General features: G+C 61.6%; 21 protein-coding genes. 9 read left to right on the forward strand and 12 right to left on the reverse strand.

Going from position 1 to position 24454, the window contains the following annotated elements; all coding sequences use genetic code 11:
* Positions 1 to 18: 18 nt before the first annotated feature.
* Positions 19 to 1227 carry an MFS transporter gene (locus KJS47_RS16370; protein WP_213526136.1) on the reverse strand — a complete coding sequence of 403 codons (1209 nt, stop codon included), beginning with the start codon at positions 1225 to 1227 and terminating at the stop codon, positions 19 to 21.
* An 84-nt stretch (positions 1228 to 1311) separates the two neighbouring features.
* Positions 1312 to 1926 carry a DUF2238 domain-containing protein gene (locus KJS47_RS16375; protein WP_213526137.1) on the reverse strand — a complete coding sequence of 205 codons (615 nt, stop codon included), beginning with the start codon at positions 1924 to 1926 and terminating at the stop codon, positions 1312 to 1314.
* 107 nt (positions 1927 to 2033) lie between these two features.
* Between KJS47_RS16375 and KJS47_RS16380 the strand changes: the two genes are divergently transcribed.
* Positions 2034 to 2867 (forward strand): HD domain-containing protein, encoded by an 834-nt coding sequence (locus KJS47_RS16380; protein WP_213526138.1) that lies wholly within the window; start codon positions 2034 to 2036, stop codon positions 2865 to 2867.
* Between the two features lie 123 nt (positions 2868 to 2990).
* On the opposite strand, the gene KJS47_RS16385 is transcribed toward KJS47_RS16380, so the two are convergent.
* From KJS47_RS16385 to KJS47_RS16395, 3 genes are all read right to left on the reverse strand, one after another.
* Complete coding sequence (locus KJS47_RS16385) at positions 2991 to 3950, reverse strand: MraY family glycosyltransferase (protein WP_213526139.1); 960 nt, start codon at positions 3948 to 3950, stop codon at positions 2991 to 2993.
* A 354-nt stretch (positions 3951 to 4304) separates the two neighbouring features.
* Positions 4305 to 4619 (reverse strand): hypothetical protein, encoded by a 315-nt coding sequence (locus tag KJS47_RS16390; protein WP_213526140.1) that lies wholly within the window; start codon positions 4617 to 4619, stop codon positions 4305 to 4307.
* A gap of 201 nt (positions 4620 to 4820) precedes the next feature.
* Complete coding sequence (locus KJS47_RS16395; protein ID WP_213526141.1) at positions 4821 to 5498, reverse strand: phosphatase PAP2 family protein; 678 nt, start codon at positions 5496 to 5498, stop codon at positions 4821 to 4823.
* 319 nt (positions 5499 to 5817) lie between these two features.
* On the opposite strand from KJS47_RS16395, the gene KJS47_RS16400 reads away from it, so the two are divergent.
* Both KJS47_RS16400 and KJS47_RS16405 read left to right on the forward strand, forming a co-directional pair.
* Positions 5818 to 7191, forward strand: a complete 1374-nt coding sequence (locus tag KJS47_RS16400) for a hypothetical protein (RefSeq protein ID WP_213526142.1) — start codon at positions 5818 to 5820, stop codon at positions 7189 to 7191.
* Between the two features lie 312 nt (positions 7192 to 7503).
* Positions 7504 to 8505, forward strand: coding sequence for an SPL family radical SAM protein (locus tag KJS47_RS16405; protein WP_213526143.1), 1002 nt, complete (start codon positions 7504 to 7506; stop codon positions 8503 to 8505).
* Here the strand turns inward: KJS47_RS16405 and KJS47_RS16410 are convergent.
* A complete protein-coding gene (locus KJS47_RS16410; protein WP_213526144.1) occupies positions 8502 to 9182 on the reverse strand; it encodes a uracil-DNA glycosylase in 681 nt (226 codons plus the stop codon). The two genes, KJS47_RS16405 and KJS47_RS16410, sit on opposite strands and share 4 nt — an antisense overlap.
* A gap of 161 nt (positions 9183 to 9343) precedes the next feature.
* Complete coding sequence (locus KJS47_RS16415; RefSeq protein ID WP_213526145.1) at positions 9344 to 11824, reverse strand: EAL domain-containing protein; 2481 nt, start codon at positions 11822 to 11824, stop codon at positions 9344 to 9346.
* Positions 11825 to 12034: 210 nt separating this feature from the next.
* Here KJS47_RS16415 and KJS47_RS16420 point away from each other — a divergent pair, with 210 nt between their 5' ends.
* The gene (locus KJS47_RS16420; RefSeq protein ID WP_213526146.1) at positions 12035 to 12799 is read left to right on the forward strand and encodes a tryptophan-rich sensory protein; all 765 of its coding nucleotides are present in this window, start codon (positions 12035 to 12037) and stop codon (positions 12797 to 12799) included.
* Positions 12800 to 13050: 251 nt separating this feature from the next.
* Here the strand turns inward: KJS47_RS16420 and KJS47_RS16425 are convergent, their stop codons facing one another.
* Both KJS47_RS16425 and KJS47_RS16430 read right to left on the reverse strand, forming a co-directional pair.
* Positions 13051 to 13398 (reverse strand): spore coat protein, encoded by a 348-nt coding sequence (locus KJS47_RS16425; RefSeq protein ID WP_213526147.1) that lies wholly within the window; start codon positions 13396 to 13398, stop codon positions 13051 to 13053.
* Complete coding sequence (locus KJS47_RS16430; RefSeq protein WP_249716449.1) at positions 13395 to 13679, reverse strand: hypothetical protein; 285 nt, start codon at positions 13677 to 13679, stop codon at positions 13395 to 13397. The genes KJS47_RS16425 and KJS47_RS16430 overlap by 4 nt, the downstream gene beginning before the upstream one ends.
* A 214-nt stretch (positions 13680 to 13893) precedes the next feature.
* Between KJS47_RS16430 and KJS47_RS16435 the strand changes: the two genes are divergently transcribed.
* From KJS47_RS16435 to KJS47_RS16450, 4 genes are all read left to right on the forward strand, one after another.
* A complete protein-coding gene (locus KJS47_RS16435; protein ID WP_213526148.1) occupies positions 13894 to 14208 on the forward strand; it encodes a hypothetical protein in 315 nt (104 codons plus the stop codon).
* 337 nt (positions 14209 to 14545) lie between these two features.
* On the forward strand, positions 14546 to 16066 hold the full coding sequence (locus tag KJS47_RS16440) for an extracellular solute-binding protein (protein ID WP_213526149.1): 1521 nt from the start codon (positions 14546 to 14548) through the stop codon (positions 16064 to 16066).
* Between the two features lie 143 nt (positions 16067 to 16209).
* Positions 16210 to 17127: an ABC transporter permease gene (locus KJS47_RS16445; protein ID WP_213526150.1), complete on the forward strand. Its 918-nt coding sequence runs from the start codon at positions 16210 to 16212 to the stop codon at positions 17125 to 17127.
* A gap of 18 nt (positions 17128 to 17145) precedes the next feature.
* Positions 17146 to 18009 carry a carbohydrate ABC transporter permease gene (locus tag KJS47_RS16450; RefSeq protein ID WP_213526151.1) on the forward strand — a complete coding sequence of 288 codons (864 nt, stop codon included), beginning with the start codon at positions 17146 to 17148 and terminating at the stop codon, positions 18007 to 18009.
* Between the two features lie 22 nt (positions 18010 to 18031).
* Here the strand turns inward: KJS47_RS16450 and KJS47_RS16455 are convergent, their stop codons facing one another.
* Both KJS47_RS16455 and nagZ read right to left on the reverse strand, forming a co-directional pair.
* On the reverse strand, positions 18032 to 20278 hold the full coding sequence (locus KJS47_RS16455) for a helix-turn-helix domain-containing protein (RefSeq protein WP_213526152.1): 2247 nt from the start codon (positions 20276 to 20278) through the stop codon (positions 18032 to 18034).
* Between the two features lie 226 nt (positions 20279 to 20504).
* Positions 20505 to 21812, reverse strand: coding sequence for a beta-N-acetylhexosaminidase (nagZ, locus tag KJS47_RS16460; RefSeq protein ID WP_213526153.1), 1308 nt, complete (start codon positions 21810 to 21812; stop codon positions 20505 to 20507).
* A 207-nt stretch (positions 21813 to 22019) separates the two neighbouring features.
* On the opposite strand from nagZ, the gene KJS47_RS16465 reads away from it, so the two are divergent.
* Positions 22020 to 23336: an S-layer homology domain-containing protein gene (locus KJS47_RS16465; protein WP_213526154.1), complete on the forward strand. Its 1317-nt coding sequence runs from the start codon at positions 22020 to 22022 to the stop codon at positions 23334 to 23336.
* 95 nt (positions 23337 to 23431) lie between these two features.
* Here KJS47_RS16465 and KJS47_RS16470 read toward each other — a convergent pair whose 3' ends face one another.
* Positions 23432 to 24256: a methyltransferase domain-containing protein gene (locus KJS47_RS16470; protein WP_213526155.1), complete on the reverse strand. Its 825-nt coding sequence runs from the start codon at positions 24254 to 24256 to the stop codon at positions 23432 to 23434.
* Between the last annotated feature and the right edge of the window lie 198 nt (positions 24257 to 24454).

Consider the following 24454-nt stretch of genomic DNA (forward strand, 5'->3'; position numbering starts at 1 on the left):
TCTAGGACGCCGCTGTCCTTAGGCTTGCGGCCGGCGAGCCGTCTCCCGCCCGAAGCCCAGCAGGACGGCGGCCCCGACGACCAGCGCGACGGTGAACATGCCGAAGATGCTCCCGTAGCCGTAATGCGCCGTCGTAAGCACCGCGACCAAATAGGGAGCGACTATGCTCCCGATCCGCCCGAAGCCTGCGGCGAAGCCCGACCCGGAGCCCCGCAGAGGCGCCGGGTAATTCTCCGGCGTATAGGCGTACAGCGCTCCCCAGGCACCGAGGTTGAAGAAAGACAGGAGCGCCCCGCTGCCGAGCAGCATCGCGCTGCCTGTGCTGTAGCCGAACACCAGCGCCATGACGCCGGTCATGAAGAGAAACAGCGTGAGCGTAGGCTTTCTCCCCCACCGCTCCACCAGATAGGCGGCGGCAAAATAACCGGGCAGCTGGGCCAGCGTCATGAGCAGCACGTAGCCGAAGCTCTTGATCATCGGAAAACCCTTGTCGACCAGCACCGAGGGCAGCCACAGAAACATGCCGTAGTACGAAAACGATATGGCGAACCAGACGACCCAGAGAACGGCGGTATTCCGTCCGTGGGCCGTCAAGAGCTCCTTAAGGCTGCCCCGCTGGCGGCCGGCCGAACGGAACTGGGCCGATTCCGGAACGCTCCGCCGGATGAACAGCGCGTAGACAATCGGGACCGAGCCAGCAATGACGGCGACCCGCCAGCCGTACTCCGGGATGACAAAATACGACAGGACGGCGGCGAGAATCCAGCCGACCGCCCAAAAACTCTCGAGCAGCACGACGGTCCGTCCCTTCTTGTGCTCCGGCGCGACCTCGTTCACAAGCGTCGAGGCAACCGGCAGCTCCGCGCCGAGGCCCAGGCCCATCAGCATGCGCAGGATGAGCATGCTGCCGAAGCCGGCCGCGAATGCGCTTGCCAGACTCGAGGCCCCAAACAGGATCAAGGTCGAGAGGAAGACCGGCCGGCGGCCGATCCGGTCCGCCAGATAGCCTCCCAGCGCCGCGCCGGCGGCCATTCCGATCAGATTCGCCGTGCCGAGCAGCCCCGCCTGTTCGGCCGATAATCCCCACTCGCTCCGCAGGGCGACCAGGATGAAGGACAGCAGCCCCACATCCATGGCGTCGAACATCCAGCCGAAGCCGGCTGCCCAAAATACTCTTCGATAGGTCGGCCCTGGTGCGGCGGCCTCCTTCTGCGATGTCGTTCTCATCGTTCCTCTCCTCACTTCCGTGTCTCTAGTCGGTCCTTCCTGCCGTTAGTATATCCCCGGCCGCTTGAACAGGCGCGTCCGTGCTTACCGGCGCTCCAGCTTCGCCAGCGCCCGGTCGTGCGTCCGGCTCAGCAGCAGCAGCGCACAGACGGCGCCGATCAAGGCAAGCAGCATATCCCATTGGGTATCCCAGACATCCCCTTGCGTGCCGAGGAACGCGTCGGCGGCCGTCCCAGTCAGCCGGGCGACCGCGAATTCCAGCAGCTCGTAGGCCGCGCTGATTGCCAAGCAGACGCAGACGGTCAGCGTGGCCAGCCAGCCTCCGCGCGTCAGCGGCGTTCTCCTCAGCAGCAGTTCGCGGACAATAACCGCCGGCACGAAGCCTTGGGCAAAATGGCCGACCCGGTCGTAATAATTGCGGGCGAGGCCGAACTCGTCCCGGATCCAGTTGAACAGAGGCACCTCCGCGTAGGTGTAGTGGCCGCCTACGACCAGGATCAACGCGTGAACGAGAATCCAGCCGTAAACGAACGTCGTGAACCGGAAGCGGGGGTACAGCAGCACGAGCACCGCCGCTCCCAGCACCGCCGGCAGCACTTCCAGCATCCAGGTGAACGGGTCGTGCGGACGAACGGCCGACCATGACAGCGCGGCGGCGAACAGGCCGAGCAGGCCGAGATGCCCTCTTGTTCCCGTCATAATGGTTCCCCTCCCTGTCCTTCTCTTTTTGACCTTCCAAGTGTAAACTATTCCCTGTTCGCTTGCCTATGGGTTGGATCAGGAAAAAACGAATGGAGGAGCTGCGCATGAATAGCAGGAACGAACAGGACCGGAGCCATATCCTTGCAGCGGCTGAGAAACTGTCCCGCGAGCGGCTCGGCGGCGACACGAGCGGCCATGACTGGTGGCATGTCGACCGCGTCCGCCGGATGGCGCTGCGCCTCGCCCGGGAAGAGCAGGCCGATCCGTTCGTCGTGGAGCTGGCCGCGCTGCTTCACGATGTCGCGGACGCCAAGCTCGTGGATGACCCCGCCGCCGCGCGGGACGAGCTGGGCCGGCTCCTCCGCGACTGGGGTGCCGGAGACAAGGACGCCGAGCATGTCCTCGAGATCATCGCGACGCTTTCCTTTGGCAGCGGGAACCGGCCGCCGATGCGCACGCCGGAAGGCAGTATCGTTCAGGACGCGGACCGGCTCGACGCGATCGGAGCCATTGGCGTCGCGCGCGTATTCGCCTATTCCGGCTGGTCCGGACGGCCGCTTCACGTTCCTGCCGAAGACGGCGCCGGACATGAGGCCGTGCCCGCCGGGGTGCCTTCCGGAGGCGAGACCGCAGGGGCGCCAACCGCCGGCGAGGGGGCGGCCTCTTACCCGGACGGAGAGGCAGGCACGCCGGCTGGCGATGGCGGGCGGAGGGAAGCCGCTTCGTCCGGCGGCCCGCTCGCCTCCGAGGAGGTCCGCGGCCGAATTCTGGCCGCCTCCGGAGAATTAGACGGAGCGATTGCGCATTTTGCGGCCAAGCTCCTCCTCCTCAAGGACCGGATGAATACCGCAGCCGCCCGGCGCATCGCCGGGGATCGGCACCGCTTCCTCGAAGAGTACGCGAACCGCTTCCTCGACGAATGGGAAGGCCGCAGCTGAGCTCCGCTAACCGGCTCCTTCCGGCGGCCGCCGAAGTATGCACGCCGAACGGCAGAAGCCCCGGAATGCTCCGGGGCTTCTCTATATAGGGCACAGCCTATAGGGCGCGGCTATCCGGTCCGGCTAAACCGGGAGCAGCAGCAGAATGATCGACGACAGGCTGAAGCAGACGCTGACGAGACAGAGCACGGCCAGAACCTGCTTCGGATTGAGCCCTGCCGACAGCAGCCGATAGTGCACCTGGGTTGCGTCCGCCTGGTAGATCGGCTTGCCCGCCAGCAGCCGGCGGACCACGACGAACAGATTGTCGAAGATTGGCACGCCAAGCGCCAGAATCGGGATGAACAGCGACAGCACGGTCGCCTGCTTGAAGGCGCCGTCCAGCGCGATGACGGCCAGCATGAAGCCGAGGAATGTAGCTCCCGCATCGCCCATATAGATCTTGGCCGGGGGCTTGTTGTACTTGAGGTAGCCGATCGCCGCTCCGACGAGCATGATAGCGACAAGCGCCGAGTCGCTCTGGCCCTTCGCCAGCGCGACCACGAACAGAGTCATGGCGGAAATCGCCGACAGGCCGCCTGCCAGCCCGTCCATGCCGTCCGAGAAGTTAATGACTGTCGTGACGCCGAAGATCCACAGCACCGTCAGCAGGAACTGGACCACTGTCGGCAGAATGACCATCTCGTGAGTGAACGGATTGACGAAGCCGACGAATACGATGCCCGACGCGTAGACCACCACCGCAGCGAGCACCTGAATCAACATCTTGGGCAGCGCCGGGAATTCCCTGCCCTGCGTCTTGAACCAATCGTCCACCGTGCCGATCCCGAGGATCAGCAGGGCGCCCGTCAGCGTTCCCCAAGTTTCCCGGCCGTAGCCCGACACGAACAGCGCATACGAAACCGCGACACCGGCAAAAATGGCGATTCCGGCCGCCAGCGGCACCGGTTCTTTATGCAGCTTGCGTTCCTTGTCGGGTGACGGCTTGTCCACAAATCCAATGCGCAGCGCCGTCCGGCGCAGCAGAGGAATCAACAGATAGACGATAAGCAGAGCTACCGCGAATGCAGCCGCGTAGCGCATGGGTTCCCCTCCCCTTCTTCCTGTCCTTGTCTCAATCGAACGGGGCTCTTCGCCAATTCTCCAAATCTCCCTAAACAGTTCCAAATATAGCAGGTCGCCCACGGCGTGACAATCCCGTTCGAACGGTTCGACATCGTTCCGCAAAAAAACCGAGTCCTCGCGCCTCCGCGCGAGCACTCGGTTCCAAACGGCGGGGGCGGGCGTCTCTCGCCTCTGCCTCCGGCCGCCGTGTGCTTCCGGCCGGCGCCTGCCGGTCCGTTGCGTTCCCCACCTTGCTGCCAGCCCCTCGCGGCCGGCCCCCTCCCGGGAGCCGCTCCGCAAGCCCGGCAGCCAATTGTACCGGTTTCCCGGCGATTAAATCACTGTCTCCGCTTGATGCTCCAGCACCGAACGGGCCTTCTCTTCATCATCCTTGTGCACGACCAGCGTATACTGCACGCCTGCCTGAGCATGTTCGTCCATCAGGGGAGCGGACGTGGCGACGTTACCTGCCGCCTCCGACGATTTGAGTTTGGTACGGACCCCATTGTCCTTCAGCAGATTGTATTTGTATTGAATGTCCTCGGACTGCGTGCCGGATGCTACGGCAAGCGTCGTCCAAGCCGTCTGGGATCTCCAGACGAAGAAGCCGATCACGGCCGCGGCGATCAAAAGAATAGCCAATGTCATCGCAAAACACCGCCTTTTTGAAAGAATTGGATAACTTTGTCTCCCTGGCCTTTCAGGTGGGTTTCGTCTGATAGCATTTACCACCGAGAGAGCGGCTTGAAACTGGGCCGGCTCCGGCGGCGGCTATTCTTCCCGTCTGCCGCTAGACCCGGACAACAAAAAAAACCGCGCCCCGAGATACTCGGTTCGCGGTCCATCCGGTCAGCTCCGGGCGCGGCGTGTCAGCCCCGGCCAACGGACGAGCAGCGCCAGCCACGCGCCCCCGGCCAGATAGCCGGCGGCGATATCGAGCGGGTAATGGACGCCAAGCAGCACCCGGCTGAAACCGACGGCGGCCGTCAAAGCGCCGGTCAGCCAGATGACGTAGGCGCGGCAACCGACCGCCCGCCACAGCCAGCAGCCGAGCAGACCGTACACGGCGATGGCCAGCATCGCGTTCCCGCTCGGAAAGCTGTATCCCGAGGCTTCGACCAGATGCTCGCCGGCCGGTCTGGCTCGCCGGAATAGCTCCTTGAGCAGGGTGTTGAGGCCCCAGCCGCCGAGGAGGCTGGCGACCAGCAGCCCTGCGTCCGGGTAACGGCGCCGCAGCAGGAGCGCCCCGCCGGCCATGGCCAGCACGCCTGCGAACACCTTGGTGGAGCCGAGCTCCGTCACGGCTTTGGCCGCCGCCAGCACGCCTTGCGGTGCTCGTCCGGCCAGCGTCTCCGACATCCGCACATCCCACGCCTGTACGGCGGGTAATTGTATCAGGGCGGCAACCAGCGCGAACGCTGCCGCCAGCGCTAGCGCCGGGCCGTATCCGTGCAGCATAGGCGCCCGCCGCCCGGCTGCACCGGGGCCGGCCGTCCCCGTCTTCGCTCTTACCAATCTCTCGTTCAACCTTCTTCCCCGCTTTCTTCCATGCTTCTCCCGGGCTTCGGACCGATCGCAGCGGACCGGTTTCCCTCTTTAGACTAGCAGGTGCCGGCCGCCGGCGGCTTTCCCTTTGTCCGTATCGTCCTAGCACGCCCGCTCCGCCCGAACTCGGGCTTCCGAAAGAGAAGCTTCCTCTACTTGGAGATTGTCTCTCTTCTATTATATAAATTACCATTTAATGACAGCAATTCCTTCTCCTTTCACGTTTTTCTTTGCCCGATTCCGGCAGTTCTGGTACAGTTAGGCTATGTCCTTTTTTAATATGGCTTAGGAGGAACCGATTTTGGAGTCTCAGGCAGATCAATTATTCAACCATGCGTTAGCTACCGTTAAGCGCGGGGCTCTTGGCGCCGCCAACAATTACTTTTATCAAGCGTTGCTTTCGGATCCGGCGCAAAGCCGTTCTTGGGTCAGTCTCATCTTCGGACTCGGCGTCATGAAGGAAGGCGGCGACCAGCAGATTCTGCTCGCCCGCTACGCGCTTCAGCGGATGCCGTTCGTCAAGGAAGTTATCGGCTCGGCACTCGAAGCCTACAAGTACAATCCGAAAGCGCTGTCCGAATGGCTGAACATCCAGCTCGAGCTGCCGGACGTTCCGGAGGACGACAAGGGAGTCATCCGCCAGGTGCTCGGAGAGCTCGAAGAGATGCTCCGCAAGGAGGAGGCCAAGAAGGCGGCCGCTTCCTCCGAGGCTGCGGAAGGCGAAGCTTCCGCTCAACCGGCTGACGGCGAAGCTCCGGCAGGCGAAGAACCGGCAGGCGATGCGCAAGAGGGTGCTGCCGACGAGGCAGCACAAGGCGAGGAAGCCGGCGATGCGGCCGAGACCCAGCCGGAAGGACCGCCGTCGCTCGAGCAGATCGCCCAGATGCCGATGCAGCTCGATTTTCTCGTGACGCACAGCGAGGAGGAGATCTTCTCGCGGATCGAATCGGTCAGCGACGTGCCCCATCTGCTCGAAGCGGGCATTCGTCTCCTGGCGTTCTATCCGAGCCCGCGCGGCGAGGTATGGCTGCGCCGCTTGTGCCGCCGCGACGACGTGGCGCCCCGCCTCAAGACCAAGTCGCTGCTCGCGATGCATTGGGCCGGGCTGAGCGGCAACGTTAAGCTTAACAAATTCGACGATTCGTTCGTTATCGACGTCGCCAAGCCGTCCCCGGGCCTCGCCCTGACGCTGCAGCCGGAATACCAGACCATCTGGCATTGGACCGTTCTGCTGCTCGGTCTCGTGACCGGCAAAGCCGAACAGCCGGAGCTGGCGGATTACGCGAGCGGCAACCGCGAAGCGTATGCGGACAAGATCAAGGAGATCGAGGCGTCGCTGCCGCCGTCCGTTATCACGACGGCCGAGTACATTCTCCTTGAGGCCTATCTGTACTACTATCCGCGGACGCCTTCCCTCGACAACGGTCTCGACGAGTGGGGCCTCGCGCTGCTTCACCTAATCAAGAACGTCATCGAGAGCATGCAGGGCTCCTGGCCGCTTCAGCTGCCGGCGCTCGAGGGCGCAGCGGAGATCAAGATGAAGTGGCTTGAGCGTCCGATCCTCATCAGCGACCCGTCCGCCCAAGCGGAAGACGGCGAGCAGGAAGAGAACGGCGAGTCGACGGAGGCCGCCGCATCTGAGGAGGCTGCCGCTTCCGAAGAGGACAAGCAATAGAACCAACCGGACGGCCGAGCCGCTTCCGAACCGGCAAAGCCCGGCTCCCTTTGAAGGGAGCCGGGCTTTTTGGCATTCGGCACGCGACGCCGGCTAGGCCATTTCCTCACCCTCCCGCCGAACCGCAGTTCCTCTATTTGCCGATTGTAGGAGCGAGCCTGCTTTGGTACACTATAGCCATCCAGAAAAATACGAACGTATATTCGATATTCCATCCTCTGTTGTGTCAGCAGCAGCCGGGTGGCTTTCACTAGAGACAAGACGTTCCGTTTCTTCTCAGCGGCCGCAACTTCGAAACCGAGAGGTGATTGTATGAAGACCCGCATTTCCTACGAGCCGATTGGTGCCAAATCCGTGTTGAACCCGGTCAAGGCACCGTCCATGCCGTTTTCCTTCTCCGTCAATCCTTACCGGGGCTGCCAGCACGGCTGCAGCTTCTGCTACGCGAGAAGCACCCACTCCTACCTCGGCGAGAGCGCGGACGACGCGTTCCGCACCCATATCTTCCTGAAGGAAGGCGCGCCCGAGGTGCTGCGTGCGCAGCTGGAGCGGCGGGCGCGTTCCTCCCGCGGCCTGGCGCCCCTCGGCCGGGTCGCGATCGGCACGGCGACCGATCCGTACCAGCCGGTCGAGGCCAAACAGCGGCTGACCCGCGGCTGCCTTGAAGTGCTGGCCGATTATGGCGTGCCGGCAAGCATCACGACGCGTTCGCCGCTCGTGCTGCGGGACGTAGACGTGCTCAAGCGGCTGCCCTCGGTGACGGTCAACATCAGCTGCAGCACGCTCGACCGCGCCGTCTGGCGGGCGACAGAGCCGGCGACGCCGTTCCCGCTCAAGCGCCTCGAGACGGTGCGCGAGCTGGGCGAGGCGGGAATCCGCGCCGGGCTGTTCCTCGCCCCCGTCCTCCCCGTGCTTACGGACAGCGAGGAGCGGCTGAGAGATCTGATGGAGGCGGCGGTCGGCCATGGCGCCCGATTCGTTATGCCCTCCTATCTGCGCCTCAGCACGCAGGAGGTTAAGGTCTGGTTCTTTCAGACGCTGGAGCAGGCGTACCCCTCTCTCGTGCCGACCTATGCCCGGCTGTACCGCCAGTCCGGTTACGCCGCCGAGGAGTATCGCAAGCCCAAGCTCGCCTTCATCCGGTCGCTGCTGAAGGAGTACGGCCTCCGGGAGGAACGGTCCGGCGACGAGAACCGGGCGGCCGGCCAGGCGAGCCCGCCCTGCCAGACCGGCAGCGAAGCTCCTGCCGAGGCTGCGGCAGACCCGGCGCTGCCTCCGGACGGGGCTCCGGTCCAGCTTAGCTTCACCTTCTAGCTTCCCAGGTCGGGCAGCCTCCAGTCGATCGGAGGCTGCCCGAGCCGTACGAGCGCCTCGTTCGTCTTGGAGAACGGACGGCTGCCGAAGAACCCCCGGTTCGCCGAGAACGGACTCGGATGCGGCGCGCGGAGCAGGATGTGGCGGCTGTCCGTGATGAGCTGGGCTTTTTCCTGCGCATGCCGGCCCCACAGCAAAAAAACTACGGGCGTCTCCCGTTCGTTCAGCAGCTCGACGATCCGGTCGGTGAATCTCTCCCACCCGTGGCCGTGATGCGAATTCGCCTCTCCCTGGCGGACCGTCAGCACATTGTTGAGCAGCAGTACCCCCTGCTCGGCCCACGGCGTCAGGCAGCCGTTGTCCGGGATCGGCAGGCCGAGATCGGCGTGCAGCTCCTTGAACATATTTTGCAGCGACGGCGGGATCCGAACGCCCGGACGGACGGAGAAGCTCAGCCCGTGGGCCTGCCCCGGCCCATGATACGGATCCTGCCCGAGAATAACGGCCCTCACTTGTTGATAGGGCGTATAATGAAGCGCATTAAAGATGTCCTCCATCGGCGGATAGACGGTCCGCGTCCGGTACTCCTCCGCCAGAAACGCGCGGAGCTCGTGGTAATACGGTTTATCGAACTCGTCCTCCAGCAGCGGCTGCCAATCGTTGGTCGGTTTCCCCATTCGAGCGGAGCCCCCTTTCTTCATCCAGTTAACTATCCACCCCATAAAAAAAGTATAGCACACCGGCCGGCCGGCCCAAAAAAGAGGAGCGCCTCCCGGCGAATGCCGGAACACGCTCCTCTTTTGCAGCTCCTAAAACGATCTTGCCTGCCGCCGCCCGTTCAGACCGGGCTCTTTTCGTCCTCCTCCGGGAGAGGAGCGGGCGTCTGCGACAGCCCTTCCTTCTGCTCCAGCAGCTTCACGAACCGGTCCGCCTCGATAGGCGGACTGTAATAGTAGCCCTGCAGCTGGTCGCACTTCTGGCTCCGGAGAAACTCGATCTGCTGGGCCGTCTCGACTCCCTCGGCGATCACCTTGAGCTTGAGATTGTGGGCCATGGCCACGATGGTCGAAACAAGAGCCGTATCGTTCGTGTCAAGCTCCATATCCCGAACGAACGACCGGTCGATCTTGAGCTTGTCGATCGGAAATTGCTTGAGGTAGCTCAGCGAGCTGTAGCCGGTGCCAAAATCGTCGATGCTGATCTTCACGCCGAGCTCCTTGAGCTCGCGAAGCGTGTCCCTGGCCCGCTCGACGTCCATCGCCATGCTCTCGGTAATCTCCAGCTCCAGGTAACCGGGAGCCAGTCCCGTTTCCTTCAAAATGGCCCCGACTGTCTCGGCCAGATCCTTCTGCTCGAACTGCTTCATCGATAGGTTGACGGAGACAACGATGGGCGGATGCCCCGCGACCTGCCAGCTCTTGTTCTTCCGGCAGGCTTCGCGCAGCACCCATTCCCCGATCGGCTTGATGAGGCCGGTCTCCTCGGCCAGCGGAATGAATAGCGCCGGCGACATAAGGCCCTTGCTCTCATGGTTCCAGCGGATCAGCGCTTCGGCCCCGATAATCACGCCCGTGTCCATATCGACCTGCGGCTGGAAGTACAGCTCGAACTCCCGCCGCGCCAATGCCCGGCGGAGCCCGGTCTCCATCTCCAGCTTTTGCAGCGAGTGCTCCTCCATTCGGTCGTCATAGACGACGACACAACCCTTGCCCTGCTTCTTGGCATAAAAGAGCGCCGTCTCGGCCTTGTTGATCAGCGTCTCGCGGTCCTCTCCATGGAGAGGGAAGTAGGCCGCTCCCACACAGGCGGTCAGATGCAGCTCGTAGCCTAGAATCGAAAAGGGGCGCTCGATCGTCTCGGTCAAGCTCTTGGCGAGCGACAGCTCGGGATGGTTGCCGCCGTGACGGGGAAGGAGCAGCGCGTAGCTGTCTCCGCTAATCCGGCCGATGAGCCCGCCCGTGCAGTGCTGCTCCGCGAGCCACTGATTAACCCGCTCGGAGAACTGCCGGAGCAGCATGTCGCCGACAGTGTGCCCGGCCGAATCGTTAATCGCCTTGAAGCGGTCGATGTTCAGCCAGCAGAGAACAAGCTCCGTCCCTGCAGCCTTGGCCTCCTCCAGCCTGTGTCCGAGCTGCTCCATGTACCCGCGCCGGTTCGGCAGCCCCGTCAGGTCGTCGTGATAGGCGAGGTAGTGAATCTGCTGCTCTTTCTTCCTCGATTCCGTCACGTCGTGCGCGATGAAGTAGACGCCGGCCGTCCGCTCCCCGAGGGAGATCGGCACGCTCTTCACCTGCAGCTCGATCGGGCGGCCGCTGCGGTGCGGCAGAACGAGCTTGAACTGGCCGACCTTGCCGCGCACCGAACGGAGAAAGTGGAGCTTCCCCTGCTCTGCCTGGTCGGGGAACAGAGAGTCGAGGGGCTCGCCGACCAATTCGGCCGCCGGGTAACCGGTGATGCGCTCGACGGCCGGATTGACCCGGAGAATCGTTCCGTCCAGCGTGAGCGAGAAGACGGCGTCGATGTTGTTATCGAACAGCGAACGGTAATACTGCTCGCTCTCGACCAGCTCGGCGGCCTTGGAGGACAGCCGCTTGTCCAGCATGACGGTGACGAAGACAAAGCCGAGCACCGCCAGCGTGGCGAGAGCCACCTCGTAGGCAAGCAGCCGATTCGACATCGGCATGAGCGAATCCCAACCCTGCGTTGCGTGCGGGTAGAACACCGCCGCGGCCATCCCGGTGTAATGCATGGCCGCGATCCCCCCTCCCATGACGAGGGCGCAGAACAGCTTGCGGAGCAGCATCCCTTTCCCGCTCTCTTTGCGGAAGTAAAAGGTAAGGCGCAGCGCCGCATACGCGACCAGGATGGCGATAGCGACGGACAGCCACAGGCGGATGGGCTCGTAGGCGATGGTGGCGTCCATGAGCATGGCGGCCATTCCTATGTAGTGCATAGCGGCGATGCCGGAGCCCATCACCAGCCCGCCAAGCAGAAAATCGCGGGTACGCACGCGGCTGCGGCTGATGATCCACAAGCCGATGGCCGCCGCGGTGATGGCGACCAGCAGCGACAGGAGGACCTTGCCGGTATCAAAGTGGACCGAGACCCCCAAATGAAAGGCCAGCATAGCTACAAAGTGCATCGACCAAATGCCGGTTCCCATCGCGGCGCCGCCGCAAATGAGCCAAATGATCCGAGCCTTCCCGCTGGCCGCCGATACCCTGCCTCCCAAGACGAGCGAGGCGTAAGACGCGGCGACGGCGATTGCATAAGACAGAGCAACCAGGGATGGACTGTACGTTCCGTGCAAGTGCTCCATTCGACAATCCTCAATTCCTTGATATGAGTACGGGATCCGGTTGACAGACCTCACTTCTATATCGGCAGGGGATCGGCAAAATGTTACAAATTCTGCCTTCTCCCGATCCCTTTCTCCCGAGCGGGAGGAGAACGGTCTGTCCCTGCTTATCAGGGAATCGAGCGTGGTAATAAAGGGAAACTCCCTTAGAAGAGGAAAGGAGGAAGGAAGATGGCACGATCCGTTTACAGATGGCTGAATCCGGTAGGAGTGGTTGCCGTCCTGCTCATGAACGTGCTCGCGAACCTGCTGCCGCTCGGCGGCAAATCGACGGGTGAGATCGCCGACCAGTTTCCGGTGCTCGTCATCCCCGCCGGCTATGTCTTCCTGATCTGGTCGCTCATCTATGTGCTGCTCATCGGCTTCGCCATCTACCAGGCGCTGCCTTCGCAGCAGGACAATCCGGACGTACTGGGTACCGACGGCCTATTCCTGCTGACCTGTCTCTGCAACATCGGCTGGCTGCTGCTGTGGCATTACGGCTTCATCAATCTGTCTCTGCCGGCCATGATCGCCCTGCTCGCCAGCCTGGTCGTCCTGTACCGCCGGGTTCATGCGGATGCAGACGAAGGAGACGCCGCCGGCTTCTGGCTGCTGCAGCTCCCCTTCCGCGTTTACCTGGCCTGGATTTGCATAGCGACGATCGAGAATATCTCCATCGTCCTGTACAATCTCGGCTGGGACGGGTTCGGCATCCAGCCGGAGGCATGGGCCGTCTTCGTGCTCGCGCTCGGCCTGGCGATCGCCTTCGCCCAGGCGACCCCCTACCGGGATGTCGCGTTCCTGCTCGTCTTCCTCTGGGCCTATATCGGCATTGGCGTGAAGCAGCAGGCCTATCCGCCCGTGCCGATGGCCGCTTATTTCTTGTCCGGTCTGGTAGCGTTGTACGCCCTCCGTCTGCTGCTGACGGGACACGGGCAGGAGGCAGCCCGGTAACGATAGCGGAATGCCGTCAAGCTATGCGGACCTGTGCGCCTTCACACCAAACAGGCCCCTCTCGCGAAGGGCCTGCTTTTATGCTCCTCATACCAGCAGTCCATTCTCGCGGGTAGCCTTCTTTGTACCGTCCACGCCAAACAGGCCTCTCTCCGAGGGGCCTGTTTCACATGAATTCTTCCCGCAGGCGGGACTGGACAGATCCTACTTCCCGCAAGCGTAGACCCGACAGATGGTCCACCGGTGGCGGATCAGGACGGGTAGCAGCCATCCTCGACCGAATCGGGTCCGTTCAGAGAACGCTCCACGAGAAGCAGCGTCTCCTGCTCGCTCCTTTGGTGGTGCTTGACCAGTCTGCTGATCTCCGCCTTCTCCGCCGGTGGAGGAGAAGCGAGGAGCCGTTCTGCCACGAGAAAAGCGTGCAGCTCGCTATGAAGCTCCAGCGTGCTGGCGAGCAGATGGCCGAACAGCCGGCGGACGGCAGGGCCATGTGAATCGGCAGCTGCGGTCGTGTAGGCGAGGGTCGTACGCTTCAGCTCTTCTAGCAGGTGTGTCAGTCCTTCGCGGTCTTGGTGCGGGGAAACGGGGACGCCGCTCATGCCTCTCCCTCCCCGGCGAGCCCGCCGAGAGCCAGCGCCTGGTGCTGCTGGAGCGTGTTCATCAACGCCTGGTAGTGCTGCTGGTGCAGGCCGAGGAACCGGCGGCACAAGCGGTCCGTCTCCGGACTCGCGGCGGCCGCGGCCAAGGAGGCGGTTTGCTTAATCAGCTGGTCCTCCCGTTCGAGAGCATCTGCGAGAGCCTGCAGCTCTCCTTCGGCGAGCGGCTCGAGCGGCGTCGCGGCCAAGGCTTGCTGAAGCTGAATGAGAAACGATGACGGCATACGGCACCTCCTTCCAGTTCAGGAATAAGGTCCCCCGAGCGCCTCTTTTTTATGTATCACTGCCGGGAATCGCTGGCATATCACGCAAGCTCTGGCGTTCGGCTGGGCATGCTACTAGCAAGCGCGGCTCAAGTGCCGCCGAAGAAGGATGCGGCCTTGCAATGTCCGCCTCGCGAGCGGCCCGCAGCCACATTCCAGCAAAGGAGATCATGCCATGTCGACGAACCAGCAGCCCCCCAGCTACCAGAAATACCAACAGATGATGCAGACGACCCGTTCCCAGCAGCAGGCCCAGGCTCAGCAAGCGATCCTTCAGTCGGGAGCCGATACCCATTCCCAGCAGATGCAGCAGGTCTACCTGCAATTTCAGAAGGTGCAGGCAGAGCTGCAGCAAGCCCGTAACCAGCTGGAGATGCAAATGAGCGCCCAGCAGCGCCAGCTGAGCCAAACCGAGCAGCTGCTGCAGCAAACTGTCCAGCAGCTGCAGACGCTTCAGCAGAAGGACGCCTCCCAAGGCTATCTGCAATAGAAGCTCCCTCAGGAGAAAGGCAACGCGACAGGTGCGGATCGATAGATTTGCGCCTGTTTCGCTTGGGTACGGGCAGCATCCCCATCGCCGGGAGGCTTGCTGTTCTTCCGATAGCTGTCTTTCCTTGCGGCCGGGAGCGAGCTTGCCGATGTTCTGTTTGCTGTCATTTTTTCCGGTTCGCAGGAGAAGACAGCAACCCGAAGGATTGGCAGTAGCTAGCCCGACGTATAGCGGATACACTGACACAACAGGCAGCCTCCGCGGCTGGTCCAGTTGGACCGAGCGCAGATGAAAGCGGTTGCCCGTTAATCATCGTACGAGGAGAGGGAAAAAAGGAATGAAGAATCGTTGGAAGTCATCCGCGAGAGCCGGCACGACACTCGTGCTCGCAGGCAGTCTGCTCGCCGCCTGCGGAGGCCAGGACAACCCGCCGGCCGCTTCGGGCACAGGCGGCGGAACGAACGAGCCGGTGACGCTGAGCATGATGATCGCTACGCACAACAGCTGGCCTTATAAAGAAGATTGGGGCATCTTCAAGTGGTACAAGGAAAAAACGAACGTCGAATTCAAAATCGAAGCGCCGCCTAACGACTACACGACGGCAGTCAACCTCGCCATCTCGTCCGGCTCGCTGCCTGACCTGATGAACGTAACCGGCCTCACGACGGCCAACAAATACGGAAACGCCGGTGCCTTCGTCAACATTCTCGACCATCTCGATAAACTGCCCAACTACAAGAAGTTTTTGGACCAGCACCCCGAGGTGAAGGAGACGGTGCTGTCGGCGGACGGCAAGAGCTACCTGTTCCCCGTCTACGGTCTCGATAAGCAATCCCGCCGTTCGTGGATCTACCGGGAAGACATCTTCGCCAAGCACGGGCTTAAGCCGCCGACCACCTATGATGAGCTCTATACGGTCGCCAAGAAGCTCAAGGAGCTGTATCCCGACAGCTTCCCGATCGGTATTTTCGACAATCTGGGCCCGCTGAACAACATGACCTACGGTTTCGGCACCGCCAACACGACTTACTACGACTTTGACAAGAAGGAATGGCGGTACGGGCCGATCGAGGATACATACAAGGAGCTCGTCACGTACATGAACAAGTTTTACAAGGAGGGGCTCGTACCGCCGGACTTCATGGCGCTCAAGCGCAAGCAGTGGCAGGACCTCTTCACGCAGAACAAGGCGTTCATCGGCAATGACTATATCGGGTCGATCGACGAGATCGTCAGTGACAACAAGGACTTTAACCTGAACTTTATGATTCCTCCGAAGGGCGGGCCCAGCGGCGTCGCCAAAAACTTGAACAACGGCTTCATCACGACCGGCTTCGCCATCTCCTCCAACAGCAAAAAGCAGGATGCCGCCTTCCGCTTCATGGACTTCCTCTATTCGCCGGAGGGCATCGAAATTGCGAGCTGGGGTAAGGAGGGCGAGACGTACACCGTGGAGAACGGCAAGAAGAAGTTCAAGCCCGAGATCGGAGATTTCACGAAAATGAGGCAGAAGTACGGCTTCGCCACCTACGGCACCTACGCCGTTCTTGATATGGAGGGTTTCTTCTCGACCTTCTCGCCGAAGATGCAGGCCGCGCTCAAGGACTTCGACAAGTACGAAGCCAAGATGCAGCCCCGCGTCGCCTATACCGACGCCGAGAACGAGCAGCTTAGCACGCTGAATGACAGCATCAGCAAATACAAGGAGGAGCAGGTGGCCAAGTTCATCCTCGGCCAGCGCCCGCTCAGCGAATGGGATGCCTATGTCGCCGAATTCAAGAAGCTGGGCGTCCAGAAGGTGCTGGACATTAACAAAACGGCTTACGAGCGCACGCTGAAATACGTGCAGCAAAAATAAGCCGACCGCAGACGGCCCTCGGAGCCGGCCCGGGCGGAGCGCTCCGGTGAGGCAAGTCCTTGCCAGGGCGTCCGCCGGGCGGGTCCGGGCGCGGTCTCGGCCGGCGGCCAGCAACCCACCTGGAAAGGAGCGAACTAAAGCGCATGCCGTCCTCCCGCAACACGCTCGCCCGCAGAATCGCCCGGGACAAATATCTGCTCCTCCTCGTTCTGCCCTGCGTGCTGTATTACATCGTGTTCAAATATGTGCCGATCTTCGGCATCGTCATCGCCTTCAAAAACTACAGCCTGTTCAAGGGTGTCTGGGCCAGCGACTGGGTCGGCCTCCGATACTTCAAGATGTTCATCGAAGGTCCGGATTTTTGGCCCATCATCCGCAACACGTTCCTGCTCGGCTTGTACCGGCTCGTCTTTGGCTTCCCGGCGCCGATCATCCTGGCTTTGCTTCTGAACGAAGTGCGCCAGGCGTTCTTCAAGCGGTTCGTGCAGACGGTCAGCTACCTGCCCCACTTCATCTCGAACGTCGTGGTGGCGGGAATCGCGGTCATGTTCCTGTCCCCTACGACCGGGCTCGTGAACCAGATTATTGGCGCTCTCGGCTTTGACCGGATCACCTTTATGGTCGAGCCCTCCTGGTTTCGAACCATCTACATCTCCACCGATATCTGGCAGCACATCGGCTGGGGCACGATTATCTACTTGGCCGCGCTCACCGCGATCGATCCGGTGCTGTACGAGGCGGCCCGCATCGACGGTGCGAGCAGGTGGAGACAGCTGATCCACATTACGCTGCCGGGCATCGTGCCGGCCATCATGATCATCCTGCTGCTCGACATCGGCAAGATTCTCGAGGTCGGCTTCGAAAAGGTCTATCTGCTGGCGACGCCGGTCACCTATTCGACGGCCGATATCATCAGCACATACGTCTACCGGGTCGGTCTTTCCCACGGCAATTACAGCCTGGCGACGGCAGTCGACCTGTTCACCGGCATCATCAGCTTCCTATTCGTCATCACGGCCAACACCATCAGCAAGAAGCTGAGCGAGCACAGCATCTGGTAGCAAAGAGAGGTTGGAACGATGAAACAACGTCTGCAAGCCTTCGACATCATCAATATCGTTGTGCTGCTCATCGTATCGGTTGCCTGTCTGTACCCATTCGTGTACATGCTGGCCGTCTCGCTGAGCGACAAGATCGCCATCGCCAAAGGCGAGGTCTGGCTATGGCCGGTCAACTTTAATCTGGACAATTACCGCTATGTCTTCGAGGACGGACGCGTCATGAAGGGCTACCGCAACACGATCCTGTACGTCGTGCTTGGTACCTCCACCTCGCTTATCCTCACGGCGCTCGGCGCTTACGCCCTGTCCAAGAAGACCATGGTGTTCCAAAAGCAGATCATGCTGATGATCGTCTTCACCATGTTCTTCGGGGGCGGCATGATCCCGACGTTCCTCGTCGTCAAGTCGCTTGGGCTCGTCAACACGATCTGGGCGATGGTGCTCCCAGGTGCAATCGGCACCTGGAACCTGCTTATCATGCGGACGTTCTTCTCCGGACTTCCGAGCGAGCTCGAGGAGTCAGGCAAAATCGACGGCCTGTCGGAGATCGGCATCTTCTTCCGGATCGTGCTGCCCTTGTCCAAGCCGGTGCTTGCGACGATCGGCCTCTACTACGCCGTCGGCATCTGGAACAACTTCATGGGCCCGCTGCTCTACCTGCGGAGCCAGAGCCTGTTTCCGCTGCAGGTGTTTCTTCGGAACATCGTCCTATCCGGCGAGCTGATGAACGGGGAAGCCTCGGCTTCGTCCGACCTGCAGATCGTGGGGGACGCGCTCAAGTTCGCGACCATTCTCGTGTCGACGCTGCCGATCCTCTGCGTCTATCCGTTCATTCAGAAGTATTTTGTAAAGGGCGCCCTGATCGGGTCCGTCAAAGGATAATCCCGCCCTTTGTCTATGCAGCTCAGGCTTCTCTCTTGCGAATGACCGATTTGCGGTAATCGCCGGGAGGGACGCCTGTGCTTTTTTTGAACATGCGGATGAAGGAGGTGCCGTTGCGGTACCCGACGCGCTGCCCGACCTCCTGGACGGTCAGATCGGTCTCCTCCAGCAGCTGCTTCGCCTTGGCAAGCCGGATCTCGCTGAGATGATCGCTGAAATTTCGTCCCGTCTTGTCCTTGATGTAGCCGGACAGATAGGTCGGCGACATGTTCAGCTTGTCCGCGAGCAGCTCGAGCGAGATGTCCTCGTGACAATGCGTCTCGAGGAACGACAGCAGGAAGTCGACGATCTCATACGATTCCTCGCGCTTCCTGCGGATCGCGCCGGCCGCCTCCTCAAGCAGACCGACGAGCTCCTGCCGGTATTGGTCGGTCGTGATGCAGTCGGCGAACGGCTCTCTCTCCCGCTCGGCCGCAGGCCAATCCAGCTTCAGCAGCTCGAGCGTCTTGCGGGTCTTGCGGACGACGCTGTCGACGAACAGCCCCAGCTGGGCAGCCGAGGCGCTGCCCTCCTCCAGCCGCTCGAACTTGCGCGTGAGAAGTGTCCGGCATGCCGATATGTTGCCGGCCTGCAAATGAACGTAAAAGGCGTGCTCCTCCTCCGCATCGAACTGAAAGTCCTCGTCCAGCGGCTCGCGCTCCCAAATGATCTGCGTCTCCTCGAGCGGCTTGGCCTGATGGATCAGCTGCAGCGTCTCCTCGTACGCCCGGTCAAAATCCCCGGTCTCCGCGAACAGCGGACTTACGGCGACGGTGACGAGGTAGAACGGATGGTCGTGGTCGAACAGAAGCTTCAGCTTGCCGAGGCACTTCTTCAGCTCCTCGGCGCAGGAGCTTGAGTAGACGACAGACAGGAACTGGTCGCTCTCCATCTGGAACGTATGCGAGACGGAGAATGCTTTGCTGATATAGAGATGGATGACCTCTCTAATGTGCACGGCCATCTCCTCCGCGCCGACGTTCATCCGCTCCATCGCCGATTCGCGGAAACGGACGGAGAAGCAGACGAGCGTGAACGCCCCTTCGGCGATGAGCCAGTCGCGGTTTTTACGCCGGTCGGCGGAGATGCGCTTGAACCGGGTCATGTATTCGTAGTTGGTCAGCAGGGAGCGGCTGCTTCTGAGCTGCTCGTCCGCCTCAAGGCGTTCGGCCTTCAAATCCCTGAGCATCCGGTGGATATCGTCGAACTCGGCGATGGTGCTCCGGTACTCGTCCGGCTCCTCCTTGCGAAGTCCAGCCAGAATCCGCTTGAGCGGGCGGTCGATGTTGCGGCTGAACAGGAACGAAGCGAAGAGTCCCGCCAGTATCGTAATCACGAACAGCAGGACGGCGAGCCAGGTCATCTCCCGGACCTTGAGATTCATCGCCCGGTCGGGGATAACGGTCACATACGTCAGCCCCGACTCGGCACCGCGCTCATAGAAGTAGTAGGTGTCGCCCTTCAGCTGCCACTGCTCCGTCCCGCCGCTAGACGGCAGCGCGCTCGCGTCGGTCGCGCCTTTGGACTGGAACAGCACGGTACGGTCCGGCCCGAGCAGCCAGAATTGCGAGTCCGGGGTACCTCGGTAGGCTTGGAACCATTTGTCCAGATCGACGAACGCCGCCGTGTAGCTGGAGGACACCGACAGCTTGGCGACGATCGGCAGCAGCAGCCGGCCGCCCTGTGGGCCAAACCGGGTACTCGGGTAGACGGTCAGCGCCGACGACGGCTCAAGCTCGTCCCAGAACGACTGGGGATACCGGTCGTTCGGATAAAAGCGGTTGAACATCCGGTCGGTATCGACGATGCCGTCCTTCTCCAGGACGAAGTACGGCTGGCCCTCCGGGCGGAAATACAGCAGCAGGTTATCGAATGCGTAAAACGGGTTATAGACGTTGCCGCGGATCTCGAGCAGCATCTCGTTCATCAACAAGTAGTTCAGCTCCGGCTTGCCGCCCGCGGCGGCCTGGCGCTGGAGCATGCGGAAACGGTCGTCGTAGGCGAGGTTCAGGAGGAGCCCCTTCCAGGACCGGAACTGCGTCTCGAACGCCTCCGTCATGTCCCGCAGAATCGTTTGGTTATACTTAATCGTCTCCTGCTGGATGTTGCGGGTGTAAAAGGAGAGCGACCAGATATTATAAGAGGCCAGAAGCAGAATCACGCCGAGAAAATAGAGAAAGATCTTGAAAAACAGCGAATTCGGCTTCCACCGCAGGGAAGGAAAAGTCATCGGGTGTGCTCCTTTGCAGACAGCGCTTTCTTCCCTTCATTGTAAACGAATTGCACGGTAGGAAGAACCCATTACAGGCAAAAAGTGACAATGCCTGTTGTGGGGGCGGCACAGCTGCGGAAGGCACAACGGCGGGTAGCACAACGGCAAAAAACGGGAAGCCATTGCGGCCTCCCGTTTTTTTAATTGAGCTGCTGCGTCTTCGGCTGCCGCCCGGATCGGCTCGTTACTTGGCCCCGGCGCCCCCGGACAGGACCTCGCGCACGCTTGCGTTGACACGCTCTACTTCCGGAGCCGGCGCTTTGGCGTCGGTCAGCCGGTACTTGTCCTTCAGCCGCAAGATGCGGGCGACGCTCTCGTCTATGCGCGCTTCGTCCAGCTTACCCTGCGCGACCGCCTGCTTGAGCGCGTCCAGGACAGCGGTGGCTTTGGCGTATTCGTGAGCGACCAGCAGAATGTCCGTGCCCGCCTGCACGGATTGAACCGCCGCCTGACCGAGATCGTAATGGCCGATAATCGCCCCCATCGTCATATCGTCGGTAATCACGACACCCTTATAGCCAAGCTCCTCGCGCAGAAGGCCCGTGATGATCCGGCGGGAAAAGGAGGACGGATGGTCCGGATCGAGCTTGGGAAGCAGAATATGGGCGATCATGACGGCGTCCGCCCCTTCCTTTACGGCCTCCCGGAACGGCTGCAGCTCGAGCGCCTTCAGCTCCTCAAGCGACTTGGCCACGACCGGCAGCTCGAGGTGGGAATCGACGCTCGTATCCCCGTGCCCCGGAAAATGCTTCACGACAGGCACGACCCCGGTCTCCTGCAGCCCTTTCATCTCGGCGATGCCGAGCCGGCCGACCAGCTCCGCTTTGCTGCCGAGCGAGCGTTCCCCGATGACCGGGTTGGCCGGATTGCTGTTGATGTCGAGCACAGGCGCAAAATTCATATTGAAGCCGAGCGTCTTCACTTCTTCGCCCAGACTTGCGCCAATCCGACGGGCGTAGCCGGCGTCGTTCGAACAGCCCACTTCGGCGGCGCCCGGGAGCTTGGCGAACTCCTCCGGCATGCGGCTCACCTTGCCGCCCTCCTGATCGACGCTAAGGAAAAGCGGCGCCTTGCCTTCCTTGTTCGCTTCCTTGAGCGCGTTCAACAGCCCATAAGTCTGCGAAGCGTTCGCAATGTTCGGCTTGTACAGAATAATTCCGCCTACCCGGTGGGTGGCGACGAGCTTCTTCGCATTCTCGTCCATAGTCTGGCCGTCGATGCCGACAAGCAGCATCTGGCCGAGCTTCTCGTCCAGCGTCATCGCAGCGACGCGCGTCTGGATCGGGTCCGGCGCAGGTGTCGGCTTGGGCTCCGGAGTTCCCGACGGAGCAGGGGAGCCCGACAGGGAAGCCTGCGGAGAGTTCCCCGCGCTTGGTCCCGGTGACGCCTGGGAGGCGCCTCCCCCCGCACCGCAGCCCGCCAGTAGGCCGAGCGCAAGCAGGCCTCCGGCCCACCGGCGGAGCCTGTTCGTTCGGACTATCCAATCGGTCATGCGGATCCCTCTCTTTCGTCTAACAAAGCCGGTCGGAGCAGAACGCCCCTTCCTGCAGAGCGTTCCCCGGCCTTTGCCCTATTATAACAAAAGACGGGGAATCGCCAGCCTTCCACAAAATGGTATACTGGAGACAGATTCTGCCGCAGACCGACAATCGGCCCCGATTCCGTTCCTGCGTTCGACAAAGGAGAGACCATTCGTTTCATGAGAACCAAGCTGATTGCGGCGGCCGCGGGCACCTTGATGGCCGCCTGGCTCCTTCCCGCCCCTCTCTCCGCAGCCGCTCAGGCGGAAGCGGACCGCTCCGCCCATCTACTTACCGCTTATTCCGACGGCCGTTCTCCCGTATCCCCCGCCATCGCCTCGTCCTCCGCCGCAATGACGGCGGACAGGGACGGCCTGGTTGATTCCGCCGCGCTCCGCGCCGCTCTCTCGGCCAGCAGCCGCGTCATGATCCGGATGACGGGCACAACCGCCTATTTGCCGGCTTCCGCCCTGCGCGGCGTGAATCCCGGCGCTATGCTGACGGTGTACAACGCGCTTGGCAGCACCTCCCTCCCCGTCTCCGCTCTCGATGTTGAAGCACTGGCGGAGGCGCTCGGCACGACGCCCGGCGCTCTCTCCGTCAGCGTGACGATCCAGCTGGATCCGGGTCCCCTGTCCGACGCCGCCTTCGCAGCGGCCGCGAGGATCGGCGGGACGGTCGTCAGCAGCGCCGTCGAATTCCGGCTCGAAGCGCGCGCGGCGAACGGCCGGGCAGCTGCTCTGGATCTAGGACCCAAGCCGGTCTCCCACGTCATGGTAAGTCTCCGGTCGGCTGATCCCCGCCGGCTGACGGCAGCCCGTTACGACGAGACAGGCGACCGGCTGACCTATGCTCCCGCCTCCTTCGCTCCGCAAGCCGACGGCACCTCCGCGGCGACCATTCTCGCCAGAGGAACCGGCCTCTATCTGCTGCTGGACCATGCCGTCCGCTTCCGGGATACGACCTCGCATTGGGCAAGGCCGGAGATCGAGCTGCTCGCCGGGAAGCTGATCGCGGACGGCGTAACGCCGACCACATTCGCGCCCGACCGGCCCATCACGCGAGCGGAATTCGCCGCGCTCGCCGTCCGGGCGCTCGGCCTGCTGCCTGCCGGGAATGCGCCGGGCTTCTCCGACGTCCCGCCGCGGGCCTGGTACAGCGGCGCCGTCGCGGCCGCCGCGAGAGCCGGCCTCGTGGACGGCTACGAGGACGGCACCTTCCGGCCCGAGCAGACGATCCGCCGCGGGGAGCTCGCCGTCCTCGCGCTGCGCGCGCTCCGTTACGCAGGCGCTCCCGAGCCCGGCGAGGCCGATCTCGGCCGGTTCCGCGATGCCGGCGAGCTCGCGTGGGCGCACCGGCCGCTCGCCGAAGCCGTCGCCGCCGGGCTCCTGAGCGGCGTAACGGGCGACCGGCTGGCGCCGTCCGGCACCGCCACGCGTTCGGAGGCCGTTGTCGTGCTGCGGCGGATGCTCGCCCACGCTTCGCTGCTCGACTGAGTGCAGCCGTGCGAAAGGAAAGGTCCTTCCTATCAGCAAAAACAAAAAGAGGGGCGGCCCCCTCTTTTTTGATGACTTAATGCAGCGTCTTCAGCTCAACGTATCTTTTGTGCGATCAGCTTGGTCATGGCATGTTTGTGCGGGATACCGGACGAATTGCAGTCGAAGACAATCTCGGAGCTATCTTTAATCAACCAGTCGTGATAATGGGTGAGAAGCTCGCCCGAGTGCCACTTATAGGCGTTGGGTTCTTTTTCAGGAGGCGGAGCAAGAAACGGTTTTTGGACGAACACATTCAACACGTGCAGGCCTTTGTCATTGGTAAACCGCTTATAATTGTCCAAGATCTCTTTCCGGTAGTCCGGTTTTATGTAATGAAGCACACCACTTGAGAAGATAATGTCAAAAGGAGTATCCAAGCGATAGTCTAACAGGTCGGCCTTAAAAACATGAATGGAAACGCCAAGTTGATCAGCAAGTCGTCTTGTTTTCTCAATCCCCGCATCCGAAACGTCAAATGCGGTGACATCATAACCATTCCGAGCAAAGAATACGGCGTCTTTCCCCTCGCCGCAGCCAACGTCTAATAATTTCAAATGTCTGGTTGGCGGCATCAGCTGCAGGACCTGATAACAAGCTTTATTGGGCTCGGTCCCCCAGTAATAATCTTGGATTTTGTATTCTTCCTCATAGATCGTAATCGGTCTGTCTTGGGCGGCGTACCCGAACAGTTTGTCGATGCTGACTCCCAAAATTCCCGACAACTTAGGAAGCAGTGAACTGTCGGGCATGGTTTGCGCATTTTCCCATTTGGAGACGGCTTGAAAGGAAATCCCCAGCAGCCCGGCAAGCTCTTCTTGTGTAAGTCCTTTCTCTTTGCGGGAGATGCTTATGTTTCTTGCTAATGTTTCCTTGGTCACTTCCCTCACGCTCCTTCCGGTATCCCCATTCTATGGGACCGCACCTGGCAGGAACAATAACTTCGTATTTGAGTTTTTCTCCTATTCAACTACCGGTTGAACCTAGAAAGAAAGGCGGGCCTGCCCGCGATTATCCGAGGATCGGTTATCGTGTGGTCGTCCTTGTATGGATACACAAAAAAGCCCCCGTTCCGTGAA

The organism is Paenibacillus sp. J31TS4 (assembly GCF_018403265.1).
Lineage (GTDB): Bacteria > Bacillota > Bacilli > Paenibacillales > NBRC-103111 > J31TS4.

Bases quoted from the DNA above. Each gene is read 5' to 3' on its own strand.
- KJS47_RS16370 (WP_213526136.1), bottom strand. From the start codon at position 1,227: ATGAGAACGACATCGCAGAAGGAGGCCGCCGCACCAGGGCCGACCTAT.
- KJS47_RS16375 (WP_213526137.1), bottom strand. From the start codon at position 1,926: ATGACGGGAACAAGAGGGCATCTCGGCCTGCTCGGCCTGTTCGCCGCC.
- KJS47_RS16380 (WP_213526138.1), top strand. From the start codon at position 2,034: ATGAATAGCAGGAACGAACAGGACCGGAGCCATATCCTTGCAGCGGCT.
- KJS47_RS16385 (WP_213526139.1), bottom strand. From the start codon at position 3,950: ATGCGCTACGCGGCTGCATTCGCGGTAGCTCTGCTTATCGTCTATCTG.
- KJS47_RS16390 (WP_213526140.1), bottom strand. From the start codon at position 4,619: ATGACATTGGCTATTCTTTTGATCGCCGCGGCCGTGATCGGCTTCTTC.
- KJS47_RS16405 (WP_213526143.1), top strand. From the start codon at position 7,504: ATGAAGACCCGCATTTCCTACGAGCCGATTGGTGCCAAATCCGTGTTG.
- KJS47_RS16410 (WP_213526144.1), bottom strand. From the start codon at position 9,182: ATGGGGAAACCGACCAACGATTGGCAGCCGCTGCTGGAGGACGAGTTC.
- KJS47_RS16415 (WP_213526145.1), bottom strand. From the start codon at position 11,824: ATGGAGCACTTGCACGGAACGTACAGTCCATCCCTGGTTGCTCTGTCT.
- KJS47_RS16420 (WP_213526146.1), top strand. From the start codon at position 12,035: ATGGCACGATCCGTTTACAGATGGCTGAATCCGGTAGGAGTGGTTGCC.
- KJS47_RS16425 (WP_213526147.1), bottom strand. From the start codon at position 13,398: ATGAGCGGCGTCCCCGTTTCCCCGCACCAAGACCGCGAAGGACTGACA.
- KJS47_RS16430 (WP_249716449.1), bottom strand. From the start codon at position 13,679: ATGCCGTCATCGTTTCTCATTCAGCTTCAGCAAGCCTTGGCCGCGACG.
- KJS47_RS16435 (WP_213526148.1), top strand. From the start codon at position 13,894: ATGTCGACGAACCAGCAGCCCCCCAGCTACCAGAAATACCAACAGATG.
- KJS47_RS16440 (WP_213526149.1), top strand. From the start codon at position 14,546: ATGAAGAATCGTTGGAAGTCATCCGCGAGAGCCGGCACGACACTCGTG.
- KJS47_RS16445 (WP_213526150.1), top strand. From the start codon at position 16,210: ATGCCGTCCTCCCGCAACACGCTCGCCCGCAGAATCGCCCGGGACAAA.
- KJS47_RS16450 (WP_213526151.1), top strand. From the start codon at position 17,146: ATGAAACAACGTCTGCAAGCCTTCGACATCATCAATATCGTTGTGCTG.
- KJS47_RS16455 (WP_213526152.1), bottom strand. From the start codon at position 20,278: ATGACTTTTCCTTCCCTGCGGTGGAAGCCGAATTCGCTGTTTTTCAAG.
- nagZ (WP_213526153.1), bottom strand. From the start codon at position 21,812: ATGACCGATTGGATAGTCCGAACGAACAGGCTCCGCCGGTGGGCCGGA.
- KJS47_RS16465 (WP_213526154.1), top strand. From the start codon at position 22,020: ATGAGAACCAAGCTGATTGCGGCGGCCGCGGGCACCTTGATGGCCGCC.